General features: G+C 51.4%; 13 protein-coding genes and 1 tRNA gene. 7 read left to right on the top strand and 7 right to left on the bottom strand.

The features are described 5' to 3' along the window. Positions 1-14: 14 nt before the first annotated feature. From PsAD37_RS05620 to PsAD37_RS05600, 5 genes are all read right to left on the bottom strand, one after another. A tRNA-Gln gene (locus tag PsAD37_RS05620) sits at positions 15-89 on the bottom strand. A 252-nt stretch (positions 90-341) separates the two neighbouring features. Then, positions 342-3,566 carry an efflux RND transporter permease subunit gene (locus PsAD37_RS05615; RefSeq protein WP_063295312.1) on the bottom strand — a complete coding sequence of 1,075 codons (3,225 nt, stop codon included), beginning with the start codon at positions 3,564-3,566 and terminating at the stop codon, positions 342-344. 7 nt (positions 3,567-3,573) lie between these two features. Next, positions 3,574-4,728 (bottom strand): efflux RND transporter periplasmic adaptor subunit, encoded by a 1,155-nt coding sequence (locus PsAD37_RS05610; RefSeq protein WP_063295311.1) that lies wholly within the window; start codon positions 4,726-4,728, stop codon positions 3,574-3,576. After that, positions 4,725-6,269 (bottom strand): efflux transporter outer membrane subunit, encoded by a 1,545-nt coding sequence (locus tag PsAD37_RS05605; RefSeq protein ID WP_208985536.1) that lies wholly within the window; start codon positions 6,267-6,269, stop codon positions 4,725-4,727. The genes PsAD37_RS05610 and PsAD37_RS05605 overlap by 4 nt, the downstream gene beginning before the upstream one ends. A gap of 279 nt (positions 6,270-6,548) precedes the next feature. After that, positions 6,549-7,673: a glycosyltransferase gene (locus PsAD37_RS05600; protein WP_063295310.1), complete on the bottom strand. Its 1,125-nt coding sequence runs from the start codon at positions 7,671-7,673 to the stop codon at positions 6,549-6,551. Positions 7,674-8,048: 375 nt separating this feature from the next. On the opposite strand from PsAD37_RS05600, the gene purU reads away from it, so the two are divergent. The 5 genes from purU (at position 8,049) to PsAD37_RS05580 (ending at position 11,699) form a co-directional block, all read left to right on the top strand. After that, positions 8,049-8,906: a formyltetrahydrofolate deformylase gene (purU, locus tag PsAD37_RS05595; RefSeq protein WP_063295309.1), complete on the top strand. Its 858-nt coding sequence runs from the start codon at positions 8,049-8,051 to the stop codon at positions 8,904-8,906. Between the two features lie 8 nt (positions 8,907-8,914). Further along, complete coding sequence (locus tag PsAD37_RS05590) at positions 8,915-9,841, top strand: bifunctional methylenetetrahydrofolate dehydrogenase/methenyltetrahydrofolate cyclohydrolase (RefSeq protein WP_063295308.1); 927 nt, start codon at positions 8,915-8,917, stop codon at positions 9,839-9,841. A 251-nt stretch (positions 9,842-10,092) separates the two neighbouring features. Next, the gene (locus PsAD37_RS29365) at positions 10,093-10,215 is read left to right on the top strand and encodes a hypothetical protein (protein ID WP_275078306.1); all 123 of its coding nucleotides are present in this window, start codon (positions 10,093-10,095) and stop codon (positions 10,213-10,215) included. A 177-nt stretch (positions 10,216-10,392) separates the two neighbouring features. Then, positions 10,393-10,866, top strand: coding sequence for a type III secretion system chaperone (locus PsAD37_RS05585; RefSeq protein WP_063295307.1), 474 nt, complete (start codon positions 10,393-10,395; stop codon positions 10,864-10,866). After that, on the top strand, positions 10,863-11,699 hold the full coding sequence (locus PsAD37_RS05580) for a hypothetical protein (protein ID WP_063295306.1): 837 nt from the start codon (positions 10,863-10,865) through the stop codon (positions 11,697-11,699). Before PsAD37_RS05585 ends, PsAD37_RS05580 begins: the two co-directional genes overlap by 4 nt. A 72-nt stretch (positions 11,700-11,771) precedes the next feature. Here PsAD37_RS05580 and PsAD37_RS05575 read toward each other — a convergent pair whose 3' ends face one another. Continuing rightward, positions 11,772-12,638 carry a lytic murein transglycosylase gene (locus PsAD37_RS05575; RefSeq protein ID WP_153039678.1) on the bottom strand — a complete coding sequence of 289 codons (867 nt, stop codon included), beginning with the start codon at positions 12,636-12,638 and terminating at the stop codon, positions 11,772-11,774. A gap of 351 nt (positions 12,639-12,989) precedes the next feature. Here PsAD37_RS05575 and PsAD37_RS05570 point away from each other — a divergent pair, with 351 nt between their 5' ends. After that, complete coding sequence (locus tag PsAD37_RS05570) at positions 12,990-13,991, top strand: BMP family protein (RefSeq protein ID WP_063295304.1); 1,002 nt, start codon at positions 12,990-12,992, stop codon at positions 13,989-13,991. Between the two features lie 74 nt (positions 13,992-14,065). On the opposite strand, the gene PsAD37_RS05565 is transcribed toward PsAD37_RS05570, so the two are convergent. Beyond that, positions 14,066-15,478 carry a PLP-dependent aminotransferase family protein gene (locus tag PsAD37_RS05565; protein ID WP_063295303.1) on the bottom strand — a complete coding sequence of 471 codons (1,413 nt, stop codon included), beginning with the start codon at positions 15,476-15,478 and terminating at the stop codon, positions 14,066-14,068. Positions 15,479-15,569: 91 nt separating this feature from the next. Here PsAD37_RS05565 and PsAD37_RS05560 point away from each other — a divergent pair, with 91 nt between their 5' ends. After that, entirely contained in the window at positions 15,570-16,166 is a 597-nt protein-coding gene (locus PsAD37_RS05560) for a LysE family translocator (RefSeq protein ID WP_063295302.1), read from the top strand. The last annotated feature ends 4 nt before the right edge of the window (positions 16,167-16,170 follow it).

Raw genomic sequence — 16,170 nt, 5'->3', positions numbered from 1 at the left:
TTTTCAGGAAAAAATGGCTGGGGTGGTAGGATTCGAACCTACGGTACACGATACCAAAAACCGTTGCCTTACCACTTGGCTACACCCCATCGCTGTGTGTGGGGCGGGTTATAGCTTTATGATTTGGAATAGGCAACCACTCAATTTCTTTTTGCTGTGAGAAACTTACAAGTGTTCCACAGGTGAGCATAAAAGCGGATTGCGGGAGTGCTGGAACTGGCTTGTTGCTCTGGGCTTTTGCCTTTGTAATTTTTTATCTGAAAACCGCTTCTCTCATTTCCCAGAAGGTTTGAAACCTCAAGGAATTCTGCCGTTTTGAGAGTTCGTCCTGTTCCACTGCTCTATGAGGTTGGGTCTGGCTCACCGTTTCCCTTTGGCAATTCCTCCGCTTTATCATCGGGTTGTGCCAGTTTGGAGCGATCTTGTGCAATGAGCATGTAGACATTTGGGACGACGAACAAAGTGAAGAGTGTTCCGATGGACAAGCCAGTCGCAATCACCAGTCCCATGTTGAAACGAGAAGCTGCACCTGCTCCGCTTGCCAGCACTAGCGGGATCACGCCAAGCACCATGGCGGCGGTTGTCATCAGGATAGCGCGCAGGCGGATTTGCAAGGCGCCAATCACGGCTTCACGTTTGGTTGCGCCCTGATTTTCCTGGAGTTCGCGGGCAACTTCCACGATCAGAATGCCGTGCTTCGAGATCAGGCCCATGAGCGTGATGATCCCAACCTGCGTATAAATGTTAATGCTCGCTCCGCCCAATCCGATATTGATGAAGAACAGCGCCCCTGCGATGGACATTGGAACCGAGACGAGAATTATGATCGGGTCACGGAAGCTTTCGAACTGGGCTGCAAGTGCCAAAAAGATAATAAGCAGCGCAAACACGAATGTGACGACAAAGCCGCTGCTTTCTTGCTCGAACTGGCGCGACTGTTGGGCGTAATCAACATCATAACCTTCTGGCAGTTCTTCTGCCGCTATTTGCTGCAGGACTTGCAAGGCCTCCGCCAGAGGTACCCCAAAGCTGGGTACGCCGGAGAGCGTCATGGAGTTTTGTTGCTGGAAGTGCGGAATGAATTCTGGCGTGACCTGCATATCCAACGTTGCAACGCTGGAGAGCGGCACGATTGTACTGCGCGGAGCATTGCTGCTTGTGTTCGTTCCTGACGCACCTGCTGCCGATGAACTGGCAGCGGAGCTGGGTGACGAGCTTCCGCTTTGCGCCGCACTGCTTGGAGTTGCCGAGCTGTTCGGCACCCGGATATAGGTGTCCAACAGCTGTTCCGGATTTAGGCGGTCATACTGAATGATTTGCGGGATGACCCGGTAAGAGCGGCCATCAAAATCGAAGTAGTTGATGTAACCGCCACTCATGAGCGCTGTGAGGGATTGCCCCACATCCTGCAGAGTGAGCCCGAGCTCGGCGACTCGATCCCGATCGATGTTGATTTTGCCCTGCGGCTTATCGATCTTCAAGTCCTTATCAATAAAGATGAACTTACCCGTGGCCTGCGCTTTTTCCAGCACTTGTGACCCAACAGCGTTGAGTTTATCGACGGGTTGGGTGGTTTTGATGACGAATTGCACGGGCAAGCCGCTGCTGCCCGGTAAGGGCGGGTTTTGGAACATCACGGTTTTGAAACCTGCCACGCCTTCCATCGGGGGCTGCATGGCGTATTGCAGTTCGGTGGCCGTTTTGTCGCGCTCATCCCACGGTGTCAGCAGAACGCCAGACAGCACGCTAGAGGACAGTACCAGCTGGAACACGCCTTCAACCTCAGAATACTTTCGGGCGATGCGATAGATTTCTTCTGTGTAGAGCATTTTTTGTTGCAGGGTGGCCGAAGGTGCTGGCGTTGACTGCGCCAGAACAAGGCCCTGATCTTCCTGAGGTGCAAGCTCTTGCTGGGAGGTGGAATAGAGTGTGGGAATACTGGCGAGGATCAGAAAGGCAAAGGTGAGAACGACCAGTCTGTTGTCCAGTGAGGCTTCCAAGGCGCGCAAGTAGCGTTTGCGGAACCGGTCGTAGATATCATCAACCGTGCGGGTCATGGCATCATCCCAGCCTGAGGTCTCCTGTGATCTCGCTTTCAGGATCTTGGAGCTCATCATGGGTGTCAAAGTGAGCGCTACAATGGCTGAAATGGTCACCGAACCAACCACTGTGAAGGCGAATTCTGTAAACAGGGCTCCCGTCAAACCGCCCTGAAAGCCAATGGGGGCATACACTGCTACAAGCACGACCGTCATCGCGAGAATGGGTCTGCCGAGATCTTGTCCGGCCTGAATAGCAGCCTGAAACGGGGTACTGCCTTCCGAGATGTGTCGTTCCACGTCCTCCACCACGATAATTGCATCATCCACCACGAGGCCGATGGCGAGCACCAGGGCCAAGAGTGTGAGCAGATTGATGGAGTAGCCCAAAACCAGCATGATGAAGAAGGTGCCTATGAGCGATAGCGGGATCGCGATGATGGGAATGGCCACCGTGCGCAGGGAGCCGATGAAGAGGAAGACCACGAAGGTTACGATCACTAATGCTTCAAGAAGGGCGCTGATTACCTCATCAATTGCGGCGTTGATAAAGAGACCGGAGTCGTAGACAATCCGTGCTTCCAGTCCCGGGGGCATTCCATTTTGGATTTTGGGCACGACCTGACGTACTTGGTCCAACATGGCAAGCACGTTTGCGGCTGGCGCGGCCTGCACCCCAATATACACGGCCACCTTGCCGGAATAGAGCACAGCCAGATTATAATCTTCTGACCCCAGCTCCACTCTGCCCACATCACGCAGGCGAATGATCGCACCATCACTTTCTGCCACAGCAAGCTGACGGAAATCCTCAACATCTGTCAGATTGGTGTTGGCAGTGAGTTCCACCTGCACCATCTGGCCCTTGGTGTTGCCTACGCCGGAGATAAAGTCATTGCGGGCCAGAGCATTTGCGATGTCTGTGCCAGTGAGGCCATAGGCAGCCAGTTTATCCGGATACAGCCAGGCGCGGATTGCAAAGCGTTTTTCGCCAATAAGTTCAGCGGTTTGAACTCCGTTGATCGCCTGTATTTGAGGCTGAACAACACGGACGATGTAGTCCGTGAGCTGGTTACGGTCGATCACGTCGGATGTGAAACCGATGTACATAGCATCGATGGTCTCACCGATTTGAATTGTGAGTACCGGGTTCTGCGTTTCCTGCGGCAGCTGGTCCAGCACCGAACTGATGTGAGTGTTGATCTCCGTAAGGGCTTTGTCCGCGTCGTAATTGAGCACCAGATTGACTGTGATGGTACTGACCGTGCTGGCACTGGTCGAGGTCATGTAGTCGATGCCGTTGGCCTGCGCGATTGCTTCTTCCAGCGGGGTGGTGATGAAGCCCGCGACAGTCTCAGCGCTGGCGCCGAACAAGGTGGTTGAAATGGTGATGACAGCGTTTTCCGTCTTTGGATACTCCAACACCGGTAGTAAGAAGATTGCGCGCAAGCCCAGCGCCAAAATCATCAGGCTGATGGTGGAGGCCAGAACGGGGCGACGAACATAAATTTCTGTGAAACTGTTCATGGCCCACCTATTGCTCTACGGGTTTCGGGTCAGGGTCATTGAGTGGCAGCACTGAGTTGTCGATGACGACCTTGGAGCCATTGCGGAGCTTGAGCTGCCCTGCACTCACTACGAGTTCATCCACCTTAAGACCTTTTGAAATCACGATCTGGTCACCTCGTTTTGCACCGACCTCGATGAAGCGCTGCTTGGCAGTGTAGACAGGTTTATCCATGTGCTTTTCGTCGGTCTTAGTCAGCACATAAACGTTGACCCCATAGGAGTTGTAGGTGATTGCCGTTTGCGGCACTGTGACCTGCTCTTTTGGCGCCGATATCACTGTTTGCACATCGACGAACATGCCCGGGATCAGTTCTTTATTCGGATTTGCAAAGCGACCACGTACTCTGGCGTTACCGTTGTTGATGTCAACCTGCGCATCTATGGCAACCACTTTGCCTTTGATGGACTTTCCCGGATAGGTATCAGCCGAGACCTCAATTTCCTGAGCGCGCTTGATGGTGCCCAGAAAGCGCTGGGGGATGTAAAAATCAACGAAGAGATCATCAAGCTGCTGAAGGTTGACGTAGGGCTGGGCCACATTGAGATACTGGCCAACGCTAACCTGGCGGATGCCCAAACGGCCTGAGAATGGAGCACGGATGTTTTTCTTGGCAATGATCGCAAGCTGGTCTTGCACTTGTCCCTGAAAGTCTCTCAGGCTCGACCAGTCGGAATCGATCTGCTGTTTGCTGACGGCGTTGACTTTGTATTGCTTCAGGTCTCTGTCCAGCGTTTGACGCGCCAGAGTTTCCTGAGCCTGTAAGGACTTTAGTTGCGCAATCTCCTGTGTGGTATCCAACTCAATCAGCAGCGCGCCTTTCTGGACGTCCTCACCAGATGCGAAGTTGATATGGGTCACCGTACCGGGAAGTTCAGGCGACAAATCAGTACCCATGATTGCTACAAGCGTGCCAACTGCCGAGACTTTTTCGGTCCAGAGTTGTTTGGTGGATTTGTAGGAGGAGACGGTCTCGATCTTGTTTTGCAGACCTGACACGACCTTCCCAAGTATTCTGGATTTGTAGAGCTGAAATCCGTAGAGCCCACCAAACGCTATACCGACGCAAATCAGCATAATGATCATGTGTTTTTTGGTGTTGGGCTTTTTGCGTTCATTCATGGCTGGTTCACCGGCTGAATCTGTTTGCGATTGAACGGCGGGACAGCCGAGATGATGGTCAGAGGTCTTCCATCCCTTATTGGTGCGGCATTGGGACGGTTCCACCACCCTCCGCCGAGCGCAAAGAACAGTGCGACAGTGTCTGTGAAACGTGCGGCTTGTGCCTGCACCAGATTTATCTTCGCTTGCTGATAGGTTTGGACTGCAAGCAGCAGTGTTGTGAGATCGATAGCGCCTAAATTGTACTGTTGCTGGGTCAGGCGCAGGCTCTTTCTGGCAGAGCGTTCGGCTGCAAGACTGGCCTTCAGGGCGCGGGCATCATTCTTCAAAGCGCTGACCGCATTGGAGGTGTCGCCAAATGCGGTCAGCACAACCTCGCGATAATTAGCGGCAGAGGACTCGAACGCTGCAACCGCAGCTTTACGCTGACTGTTGAGCGCTCCAGCATCAAACACGGTTTGAGCTACGGATGTTGTTATTTGCCAGGCACCCGTTCCGGAGAAGAACAGACGGTTGAACACGTCGGAGTCGTTGCCCACGTTGCCGGTAATCTGGAAGCTTGGGAGCTGGTTGGCTAATGCAACACCGATGTTGGCACTGGCTTGCCAGAGTTGCGCCTCAGCAGAGCGGATGTCTGGCCTTCGCGCTACGAGCTGCGAAGGCAAGCTTAGCGGCAGTTTTCTTGGCAGTTTCAGATCAGAGAGATCAAACTCCTTCACGATGTCCTGGGTGGGGTAGAAGCCGCCCAACGTTTTGATCTGATTTTTCTGCACCACCAATTGTTGCTGGAGTGGTGGCAAAGTCGCCTTGGTTTGCTCAAGCGTTGCCAGTTGTTGCAGGACCTGACTTTCATCCACGCCGCCTAACCTGAACTGTGCTTGGAGAATGGAGAGTTGCCGCTGTTGTGCCTTGATTATCTCTTCAGTTGCGCGGATCTGACCTCTGAGTGAGGCTTCCAAAATGACGGCATTCAACAGGTTGGATGTGAGCGTCAGGTGTGCTGCCTCGACCTGAAACTGCGAGTACTGAATGTTAGCGACCTGAGATTCAATGTTCCGGCGTGTGCCCCCCCAAACATCAAGTGTATAGGAGATGGCCAATGACAAGCTGTAGGTCGTGAAGAAAGGGTTCAGGTTCGCAACAATCTCACTTGCTCCGCCGCCACCTATGGGGAACTTCTGTCTGTTACGGCTTGCATTGCCAGTGACGGTTGGGTAGAGCCCAGCACCAGCCACATAGGCATTTTCCTGTGCCTGTCTGAGATTGGCTTCTGCCTGCGCAATTGTGGGACTGTTGGCGACGGCAAGGCTGACATACGTGTTGAGGGCATTTGACTCAAACAACTCCCACCATTCGCCTGGCAGATCTCTTTGGGTAGAGAAGGATTGAGAGGCTCCGCCTTGTATGTCTGCGGACACAGTTGCTCCGGGATCATTGCGGGTAAACTTGGCTTCTGGTGAGAGCTCTGGCCTTTTGAAATCCGGGCCTACCATGCAGGCTGACAGCAGGAAGAACAGCATAAGAGAGGAACGCCGACGCACCGTAGGCGCAGGAGAACTCCTCGTCTTGCTACAAAAACCGAACCAGACACTCAACAGTGGTGCTCCAATGACCTGTATCTATTGTTAGCGGAGAACGAAGCTGTACGCACACTCAAACACTGGCCAAGAACACGGCTGACCTTATGGTACTTGATGCAGATTTTGCAGGTCAAACACGCTTGTGGTCTGTGCCGGGTTATCCCACGTTAATGACGTGAGGCACCCTATTTTACCTAGTTATATTAACTAGTTAGGCTGAAAATTCCATGGAGGTCACTCTTAGTGCAGATCTGTGACACGCTCAGAAATCATGGAGAGGAGCAGTTTCTCATAGGCATCAATTGCACGTTCCTGAGAGAAATCACGTGCTCTGGTGGCCAAAGTGTCGTCAGATCTGTCGCATTTCACTGCGGCGAGGATCGCTTCTGATAGTTTGTCCGCATCACCTGATGGAACGAGCCAGCCATTGCGGACATCGCTGAGCACTTCGCGGGCACCAGCGCCACTGTCGAGCGCTATGATGGGTGTTCCCAGGGCCATTGCACGCACCAACTCGCCGGACACGCTGTCTTGTTGAGATGTTGAGACATACACATTGGCTGCTCTAAGGAACCTCTCCGGTTTGACGACTTCGCCCGGCATGGTGACGATATCATCGAGTGCCAGATTGGATGCCAGCAGCTGGAGTTCTTCCTGCTCCTCTCCCTTACCCAACAGATACGCCCGCAGATTATCCTTGTAACGGCTGAGTGCCATGGCGCGGAGGAGTTGGTGATGGGCATTGCGACTGGACGGGGCCCCGACGCTTATCACCTTGCTGGTGCCGTGCGTTTCGAACCACTCCTCTTTAATCGGCTCTGCTGCCGTTTCAAACACATTCATTTCGACAAGAGGATTGTAGATGACACTGATCTTTTCTTTGGGCACCTGCTCGCAAAGATCAACGACATGTTCGATAGACTTGAGCGTACAGATCACCCGCTCTGCTTCACTGTAAATCAGCGGCACTGCTATGGTGGCTGCGCTCTTTTGGGTTTTCAGTGCGAGACGATCTGAAATGTTAACCGACGAATGGAGCGTGATCGCCACAGGCACCTTCAAACGCGAGCGTGTCTTGACCGCGGACAGACAAGCTATGTTACTGCCTGTGCCGTGAGAGAGAATGATATCCGGCTTCTCTTTCTCGACCAGTCTGGCAACCCCTGCTGCTGCGGCTGCAGCTCTGGCCTTTTCCAGAAAGACCGGCGTAATTCGCGGTGAGTAGTGGGAAAGGTCTCTTGGTTTGCCCGTCAGAGTGATCAGAGTGATGTTGTGTTGACGCGCAGCAAGGCCGTTGGAGACCACCTCGGTGATCTCAGTAATGTCTTCATCAAGGAAGCTTTCCTGTACTATAAAGAGCTTCATGACGCGCCCCCGGCCCACCGGTCGAACAGATGCGCCTCCAGACACTCAAAAATCTGGTTTTAAGAGCACGCACCGAAGCTCAATCTAGAAATCTACGGTGTTGTTCTCAATCTGGTTGATTTGATACCCAATTATCTCCCAATGCATTTATCAGGGTAATTCCTTACTTGGCACCCTATCTCCTGTGTATCTGGATCTGTCTGCACAAGCTTAGTGGTTTTAGTGGTTTGTACCGTGGTTATGAAAAAGAATCACATTGCTGCAGCACAATGCTTTTTTCTGCGCCCCAGTGTTGATTTACCCTTTAAAAATTAGGTGCTCCCGCCTATTGTGCGCGGCAGCAAATTCAGTTCAAACGTGTAGATTAAGCCTCCTATGAACACCAAGGCCAACTATGTGCTCACCCTTTCCTGCGGAGACAGAAAAGGGATCGTGGCAGCGGTTGCAAACTCAATCGCTTCTCAAAACTGCAACATCTGTGAAAGCGCTCAGTACGGCGATGCAGAGACAGATCGCTTTTTTATGCGCATCTCTTTCAACGCACCGGACGGGATGATCAAAGAACAGTTTGAAGAGGGCTTTGGCCCTGTTGCAACCGGCTATGGTTTTGACTGGAAGGTGCATGATCTTTCCAAGAAACCTCGTGTTCTGGTGCTGGTCTCACAGATGGGGCACTGTCTGAACGACCTGCTCTACCGCAACTCCACTGGACAGCTGCCGATGGATCTTGTGACGGTTGCTTCCAACCACACTAAGTATCAGTCCCGCGTTGAGCATGAGCAGATTGCCTTTCACTATCTGCCAGTGACCAAAGAGACCAAAGCGGAACAGGAAGCCCAGATTGTTGATTTGGTAGAGCGCGAAAACATCGATCTGGTGGTGCTCGCGCGTTACATGCAGATTCTCTCCAATGAGCTCTGTGAGAAGCTTGCGGGCAAGGTGATCAATATCCACCACTCTTTCCTGCCAAGCTTTATAGGTGCAAAACCGTATCACCGGGCCCATGCACGCGGCGTCAAGATGGTTGGAGCCACAGCGCACTATGTAACCGCAGACCTTGACGAAGGACCAATCATCGAGCAAGACGTGAGCCGGGTTGAACACTTCCATTCGGTGAACGAACTCATCGCCCAGGGGCGTGATACGGAAAGTCAGGTTCTTGCTCGCGCTGTCCGCTATCATCTGGAGCACCGAATTCTCCTTAACGGTGACCGTACCGTGATCTTTAAATAGGACTTACCATGAGTGAGGCTCTTATTATCGACGGCAAAGCCATTGCTGCATCTGTCACTGACGAGATTGCTGCACGTGTCGCACGCCTTGAATCTGAGACAAGTATAAAGCCGGGTTTGGCTGTTGTGATTGTGGGTGAAGACCCTGCCAGTCAGGTTTATGTACGCAACAAGGGCCGAACCGCAAAAGCATGTGGTTTCAACTCCGTCACACACACGCTATCAGCTGATGTGAATGAGGAAGAGCTTCTGGCTCTTGTCGCATCACTGAACGAAGATGACACCATTCACGGTATTCTGGTTCAGTTGCCTTTGCCGAAGCACATCAGCGAGAATAAGGTCCTCGATCTCATTAAGCCTGAGAAAGACGTCGACGGGTTCCATCCGATCAATGTTGGCCTGCTGGGCAGCGGTAATACGGACCGTGCGCTTGTGCCATGCACCCCTGCTGGCAGCGTATTGCTGGCAAAGAAAGCACTTGGCAACAACCTTTCCGGCAAAACCGCTGTAATCGTTGGCCGTTCCAACATTGTTGGTAAGCCGATTGCTCAGCTGCTGCTGCAAGAGCACTGCACAGTGACGATTGCTCACTCCCGCACCAAAGATCTTCCTGATGTGGTTCGTACTGCAGATATTGTTATCGCTGCAGTGGGACGCCCGCAGATGATCAAAGGCGACTGGTTGAAGCCGGGCGCGACTGTTATTGACGTGGGCATCAACCGCATTCCAGCGCCTGAAAAAGGCGAAGGCAAGACCCGCCTGGTGGGCGATGTGGCGTTTGATGAAGCACTCGGTCACACAGCTGCTATCACCCCAGTTCCGCGTGGTGTCGGGCCAATGACCATCGCAATGCTGATGAGCAATACCCTGACCGCCGCGCGCCGCCTGATGGGACTGGACGAAGAACCGCCGCTCTTTGAAGCCCTGAACGGTTAAGGCACTGCGCCAGCCAGACAAACATTCTTTGTCTCTGGCTCACCTATACAGTTGCAATCGATTTATAGATAAGGCTCCGAAACATCTTCGGGGCCTTTGTTATTTGTAGTGGTGTTCAAGTTCAAAATATCTTGAGCTTTCCAGCACTTTATTTTTATTTGCATTTTCAAATAGATTGTTTCTTTCAGCACATCGCAGGCACTGATGACTCGCTAACTTCTTCTTAAGCAACGTATTTGAGGGGAAACACGATGCATAACGCAAACCGAGACATCACAGGTATTCGCAAGATAGGTAGTCTACCAGAACTGGTGTACCACGAGGCTGATCATGTGGTGCAGCTTGTCGATGGCCGACGTTCAGGGCGGCACTGACTGCAACAATCTGAAATCCATCCAAGCTCGCATATTGAAAGCGCTACTTGCCGGAACTGTCTGTCGGCTTACTGATGGCCAGAACAGGATTGTCGCAAAAGGAATGCTAGTCTGATTTTAACAGCAGAAAGTGTTTAAGCCGCAAGGTTTGTCTGCTTCAGGAAAGTTGAGAAAGTCATGCATCAACTACTAGATGAACTCTTTAACGAGATCGGGCGAAGGATTGGCCTTGATGGTCTGTCTTTGAATGAAGACAACACGCTCTTGCTTGGGCTGGAGCATGAGCTCTTTATGAACGTGCAGTGGCGCGATTCGACACAGACGCTCTTGTTCAATGCCGTGCTGTGCACGCAGCCTTGCAGTGACCTGGAGAAGCTGCAGGCTCTCATGCAGACAAACTGTGTCCTCACACACGGACACGGCATGAGCTTCAACCTTGATCCGGCGACAGATCACATCAATCTGTCTCAGGTGGTTAGCATTGCCGATAAGTCCTCTTTTACGCTGCAGGAAAAGCTGGATCTGTTCATCAGTACATCTGCCGCCTGGCATGAACGACTGAACAGTACCGCACCTCTTCAAATGGACTGGCAACACTCTACGCCTGTTATCGCTGAACCTTCTTTTGAAACTTTGGGTATGAGAGTATGACAGCAATTAATCTGAGCATTTTTCAAGGTATCTCTGATTTTGTCGGTCGGGATCAGAAACTAACTATCACTGATGGCAGCTTAGCAAAACGGGAAACCCAAACGACACATTTGGGGCGTGTGGTTTCCTGGGTTAAGCAGCACACAGTTGATCATACTCGAAAAACAGTCGATCAAGGCACTTTTCGTACTGCACTGCAAAACGAATACGGCAAAAGGTCGGGTAGTCAGGCTTACCAGTATGCTTGCAAAGCCTGCGGTTATACGGATGGAAAATCACACAGTTTGACTGCAAAGCAGATCTCGGCAGGCGTCTACTTCGCTGAACAGCGTAAACAAGAAGCTGAAGAGCAAAACAAGAACATCATTCAGCACTTTATAAAGAACCCAGATTTGCTGAAGAGCGTGGGGATAGCTCGTGTACCTGGTCAACGGGCTAGTATTCAGCAGCTGATTGCCGCTCGACACTCCGTGGATTTTGAAAGCTTTTCAGAACACGACCTCACAAGTGTTTTCAAGCAAAATCTGAGAGATAACCTGACAAATACTGAATCTGCAAAAATGTTGGCCTTCATGAGAGACTTCGATCTTCCCCTTTCGTTACTACCGGGACCCGGAAACTTGCCACCGGTAAATGAGTTACCCGAAATGGTTCAAGACGCTATCAAGTTTTCAACGATGGTGCTCGAACATCAATCGAAGAATAAAATGGATGCACGAAACATTGGAATTGTAATGGCTCCCAACATTGCTGAAGGCAACAACGCGGACCCGATAAGGGCACTTGCTCTCAAAACCAATTTCTTCAATGCACTAATTAACCGCGCTGACTAGCAGTCATCACTCATACAGAATAGGCCGCTGAGTTTTATTCTCAGCGGCCTATTCTGTAATTCTCAGGCTGAATTACTTGCTCAGTTTTTCAGCCATGATCTGGATTGTTTTGACATATACGCCAGCACGATTCCAAGAGCGGATCACCCCGTAGTTAGGTGTGCCCGGTCCCCAAGGTTGACCCGGCCGCCAACCGTAAGACATGAGGAAGTGCGCGGTGGAAGCCAAAGTATCTGAGGTGTTGTATAGCAGATCCCGTTTGCCATCACCGCTGTAGTCAATCGCGAACTTGATGTAGGAGGATGCAAGGAACTGGGTCTGGCCCAACTCACCTGCCCAAGCTCCCTTCATTTCGCTCGGCTTCAAGTCGCCCTTCTGGACGATGAGCAGCGCATGATAGAGCTCATTGCGGAAGAAATCAGCACGGCGGCAATCATAAGCCAAAGTTGCCAGAGAGCGTATGGTGCTCATATTGCCTATGCCACGCCCGTAACCAGTCTCCAGGCCCCAGATGGCGGTGATGATCTCACGAGGAACTCCAAATTCGTTCTCTATACGCGTGAAAAGCCTGTCGTGTTTCTTCATCAATCTACGGCCCTTGTTTATGAGGGCGTTGTTGACGCGGAGCTTGTAGAACTCCTTAAAGCTGAGCTTGAAAGATTTCTGATTCCGGTCGTAACCGATCACCTTGCGGTTATAAGTTACGCTACTCAGAGACCTGTTTAACGTTGCTTTTGAGATCCCCTGGGACTGGAGCGTCTTTTTGTAGGATGACAGCCAGCGGTCAAAGCCTGCCCCTGTATCGCCACAGGTTGCGGCTTGAGCAGAAGATACGCCTAGCAACACCAGACCAGCGCCAAGTAATAGCCCGGCTTTTCTGGTTTTGAATTTAACCTTGTCAATAAATGATTCGAACACCCCAAACTCCTGCATGTTCACTAAGCAATTTTGATCTTTCTAACGAATAAAAGTAGCCAAATTGGCGGATAACTGAAAATTTTTGCAGTCCTGATATATTTATTCGCATTTTAACCTTGATCCTACCACCGGCATGTGTCCAACTAAAGACCGTACACATAACTGTTTTCAACATGCCTGATCGTTTTGGACAACCTATAAGCGCATAATTAAGGACAAGCTAACACTTAGCTGGACTTACGCAGGGGAAGTTATGCACTTAGACGTTCACCTCAATGAGGTGAGTCTCCAGGTTGGGATTTAGTGGTGAAGACGGACTTGGTGACGGGGCAACGTGAAGATTTCCCATTGGGATATAACGGAGGAATGGGTATGAAATCCATCAAAACCATCGCTGCAACTGCAGTATTGGCAGCAGCAATGAGCACAACTGCTATGGCAGCGGACTTTAAGCCTGCAGTTATCTTTGACATGGGCGGCAAGTTCGACAAGTCATTCAACGAAGCTGCCTATAATGGTGCTGAGGCTTTCAAGGCTGAGACCGGTATCGAGTATCGCGAATTTGAGATCTCCAACGCTTCCCAGCGTGAGCAGGCTCTTCGCAACTTTGCGCGCCGTGGCATGAACCCAATCGTTGCAATGGGCTTCGCGCAGGCTGCTCCAGTTGAAAAAGTTGCTAAAGAATTCCCAGATGTCAGCTTTGCTATCATCGACTCTGTTGTAGATCTGCCAAACGTACGTTCTGTTGTCTTTAAAGAGCAGGAAGGTTCTTACCTTGTTGGTATGATGGCAATGCTCTCATCCGAGACCGGCAAGGTTGGCTTTGTGGGCGGCATGGATATTCCGCTGATCTCCAAGTTCTCCTGTGGTTACAAGCAGGGCGCACTGACCACCAACAAAGACGGTGAAGTCTTCGCAAACATGACTGGTACTACACCAGCTGCATGGAACGATCCGGTTAAAGGTGGCGAGCTTGCTAAGTCTCACTTCGCACGTGGCGCAGACGTAATCTTTGCTGCTGCTGGCGGTACCGGCCTTGGTGTTCTTCAGGCAGCTGTTGATGAAGACAAGAAGTTCATCGGCGTTGACTCCAACCAGAACCATCTGGCTCCAGGCAAAGTGCTAACCTCCATGGTTAAGCGCGTTGACGTTGCGGTTGCAAATGCATTCATGGATGCAAAAGAAGGCAACTTCACCACCGGCATCCAGTCTCTTGGCCTTGCTGAAGACGGTGTTGGCTACGCAATGGACGAAAACAACGCTCCACTGGTTAGCGAAGAAATGAAAGCAGCAGTTGAAGCAGCTCGCGCAGACATCATTTCCGGCAAAATCACCGTTCATGACTACATGAGCGACATGGCTTGCCCATACTAAGATTTGCTTAGTATGCTGGCTTAGGTCAGAGATTAGCCCCTGCCTGAACACAGGCGGGGGCTTTTTTTTATGCTCTACCCCACCATTGGTCTTGGGGTCTGTATGACTTCCAGATGTTCGATTGACGCTTTCAGAAGAGATATCGCTTCTTCAAAGTGCTTATGATGCGCGATCGTTGACAGGCTGACACGCAATGCGTTGATGTCCGTGCGTGGCATTGCCTGAAAATTGCGGTGCGACAGGACTTCCACGCCCCTCAAAAGAGCCGCTTGCGCCACCAATTCTGCACTTTGCTGTTCTGGGAGTTGCAGCCATATGAAGAGTTTTTCCTCACCGCCTTGCAGCACGTTGTTTGGAAACATCTCTTTGATGTGCAGATAGCGTTGCCTCAGAACTTCTCGTTTTCTCTGCAGCGTTTCTTGCAGTTCCCCACCTGTAATCCATCTGGACACAATCTCCACGTTGAGCGGAGCTGCCATCCATGTGCTTTCACCAATGGCGTTGGCAAAGGCTGTTTTGACATTACCCGGGACATGGATGTAGCCAGTGCGCAACCCAGCTGACATGACTTTGGAGGGGGAACCGATCAGAACAGTGTTCTCTGGCACCAGCTCAAGAAAGCTCTTCTGCTTGCGGGAAATGAAGGGCGTATAGGGATCGTCCTCAATAACCGTGAGGTTGTGCTTTTCGATCACAGTTGCCAGTCTCTGGCGCTCGGCATTACTCAGCGTATGAGTTGTCGGGTTCTGTGCGTTTGGTATCAAAAAGACGCCACGGATGTCATGCTTAGTGCAAGCCTCCTCCAATGCATCAGCAGACATAGCCCCCATATGCCCGTTCTCATCCCGTTCGGCTTCAATGGGTACAATTTGTAGGCCCAGAGCCGGGAGCACAGACAGAATAGGCGGATAGATCATCTCATCTACAGCAACGACATCACCACGGTTGAACATGGCTAACATGGCGATCTGAATGCCATGTTGTGCCCCACATGTAACGAGTGTCTGGTTGGCATTCGCAGGCGCGCCATAGAACTCTGAGAGAAACTGCGCGCCTATCTCCCGATGATAGAACGTCCCCTCAGACGGACCGTATTCATTCAGTGAGTTGACCAGAGGGTCATTGCTCAATTGCTTGAGTATTTGGCCAAGATCCGGGTTGAGGTGTGCCAGACCCAAGTTGCGAGCTAAATCATAGCTCTGAATGCCTTCTGTATTTGGCATCAGCATCAGTGGTGAATGCACATTTGCTGTCTTGGCAATGAATGTGCCCCTGCCCGTTTCTCCACGCACCAGTTTTCTACGCTCAGCCTCGGCATAAGCCCGCGTGATTGTACCAAGCGTTACTCCAAGCTGATAGGCGAGCTCGCGCTGAGGCGGAAGCTTGTCACCTTCCACAAGGCGGCCAGTTTGGATGTCTTGTTCCAAAGCCGTTGCAATACTTAGGTATTTTGGGCTTGAGAGCTTGTTTGGGTCAGGCTTCCACATTGTATTCATAACAATAAAGAGATTGATAGATACGATCGATACAATAATTTAGCACATCGTGTAGATTGTATCAATTGACTGGAATAACAATATGGATTGGGCAACGCTCAGCGCATTCGCGATTTTTGTAGCCATTATGACCGGCACTCCGGGGCCGGGAAACCTCACCTTCATGGCGATTGGTGCCAGCGCGGGTTATCGCACTGCCTTTCCGGTTATCATAGCGGCAGAGCTGGGCAGCCTCCTGCTCAACCTCTGTGTGGCTTTCGGACTGGGGCAATTAATGGCGCGCGGGGGGCTGATGGTCAATGCCTTCAAATTTGCCTCGATGGCCTACATGACATACCTAGCCTGGCGCATTGTGCAGCTGAACATCAAGCCAAAGGGCGAAGTTAGCTTGCCGACATTTTGGGAAGGTTTGCTCATTCATCCACTTAGCCCCAAAACCTGGGCAATGAGCCTGGTGGCGTTTACCAGCTTCTTCGCGGCCAATGGTATGGGACTTTATGAGAATGCGGCGATCCTGACAGCTGGCTTTTTGATCGGCGGAATGATCTCTCACAGTGTGTGGGCAATGGTTGGGGTTTCAATTCTTAAGGTGATTGGCGAAGGCGCTTTGATGCGCGGCATCACAATAGCTATGGCAGTCGCGATGCTTGCAGCAACTGCATGGTCCTTGCTGCTCTAATGTT

The organism is Pseudovibrio sp. Ad37, from assembly GCF_001623075.1.
GTDB lineage: Bacteria > Pseudomonadota > Alphaproteobacteria > Rhizobiales > Stappiaceae > Pseudovibrio.
Note: the sequence above shows the minus strand (reverse complement) of the source record. Positions and strands in the feature narration are given on the sequence as shown.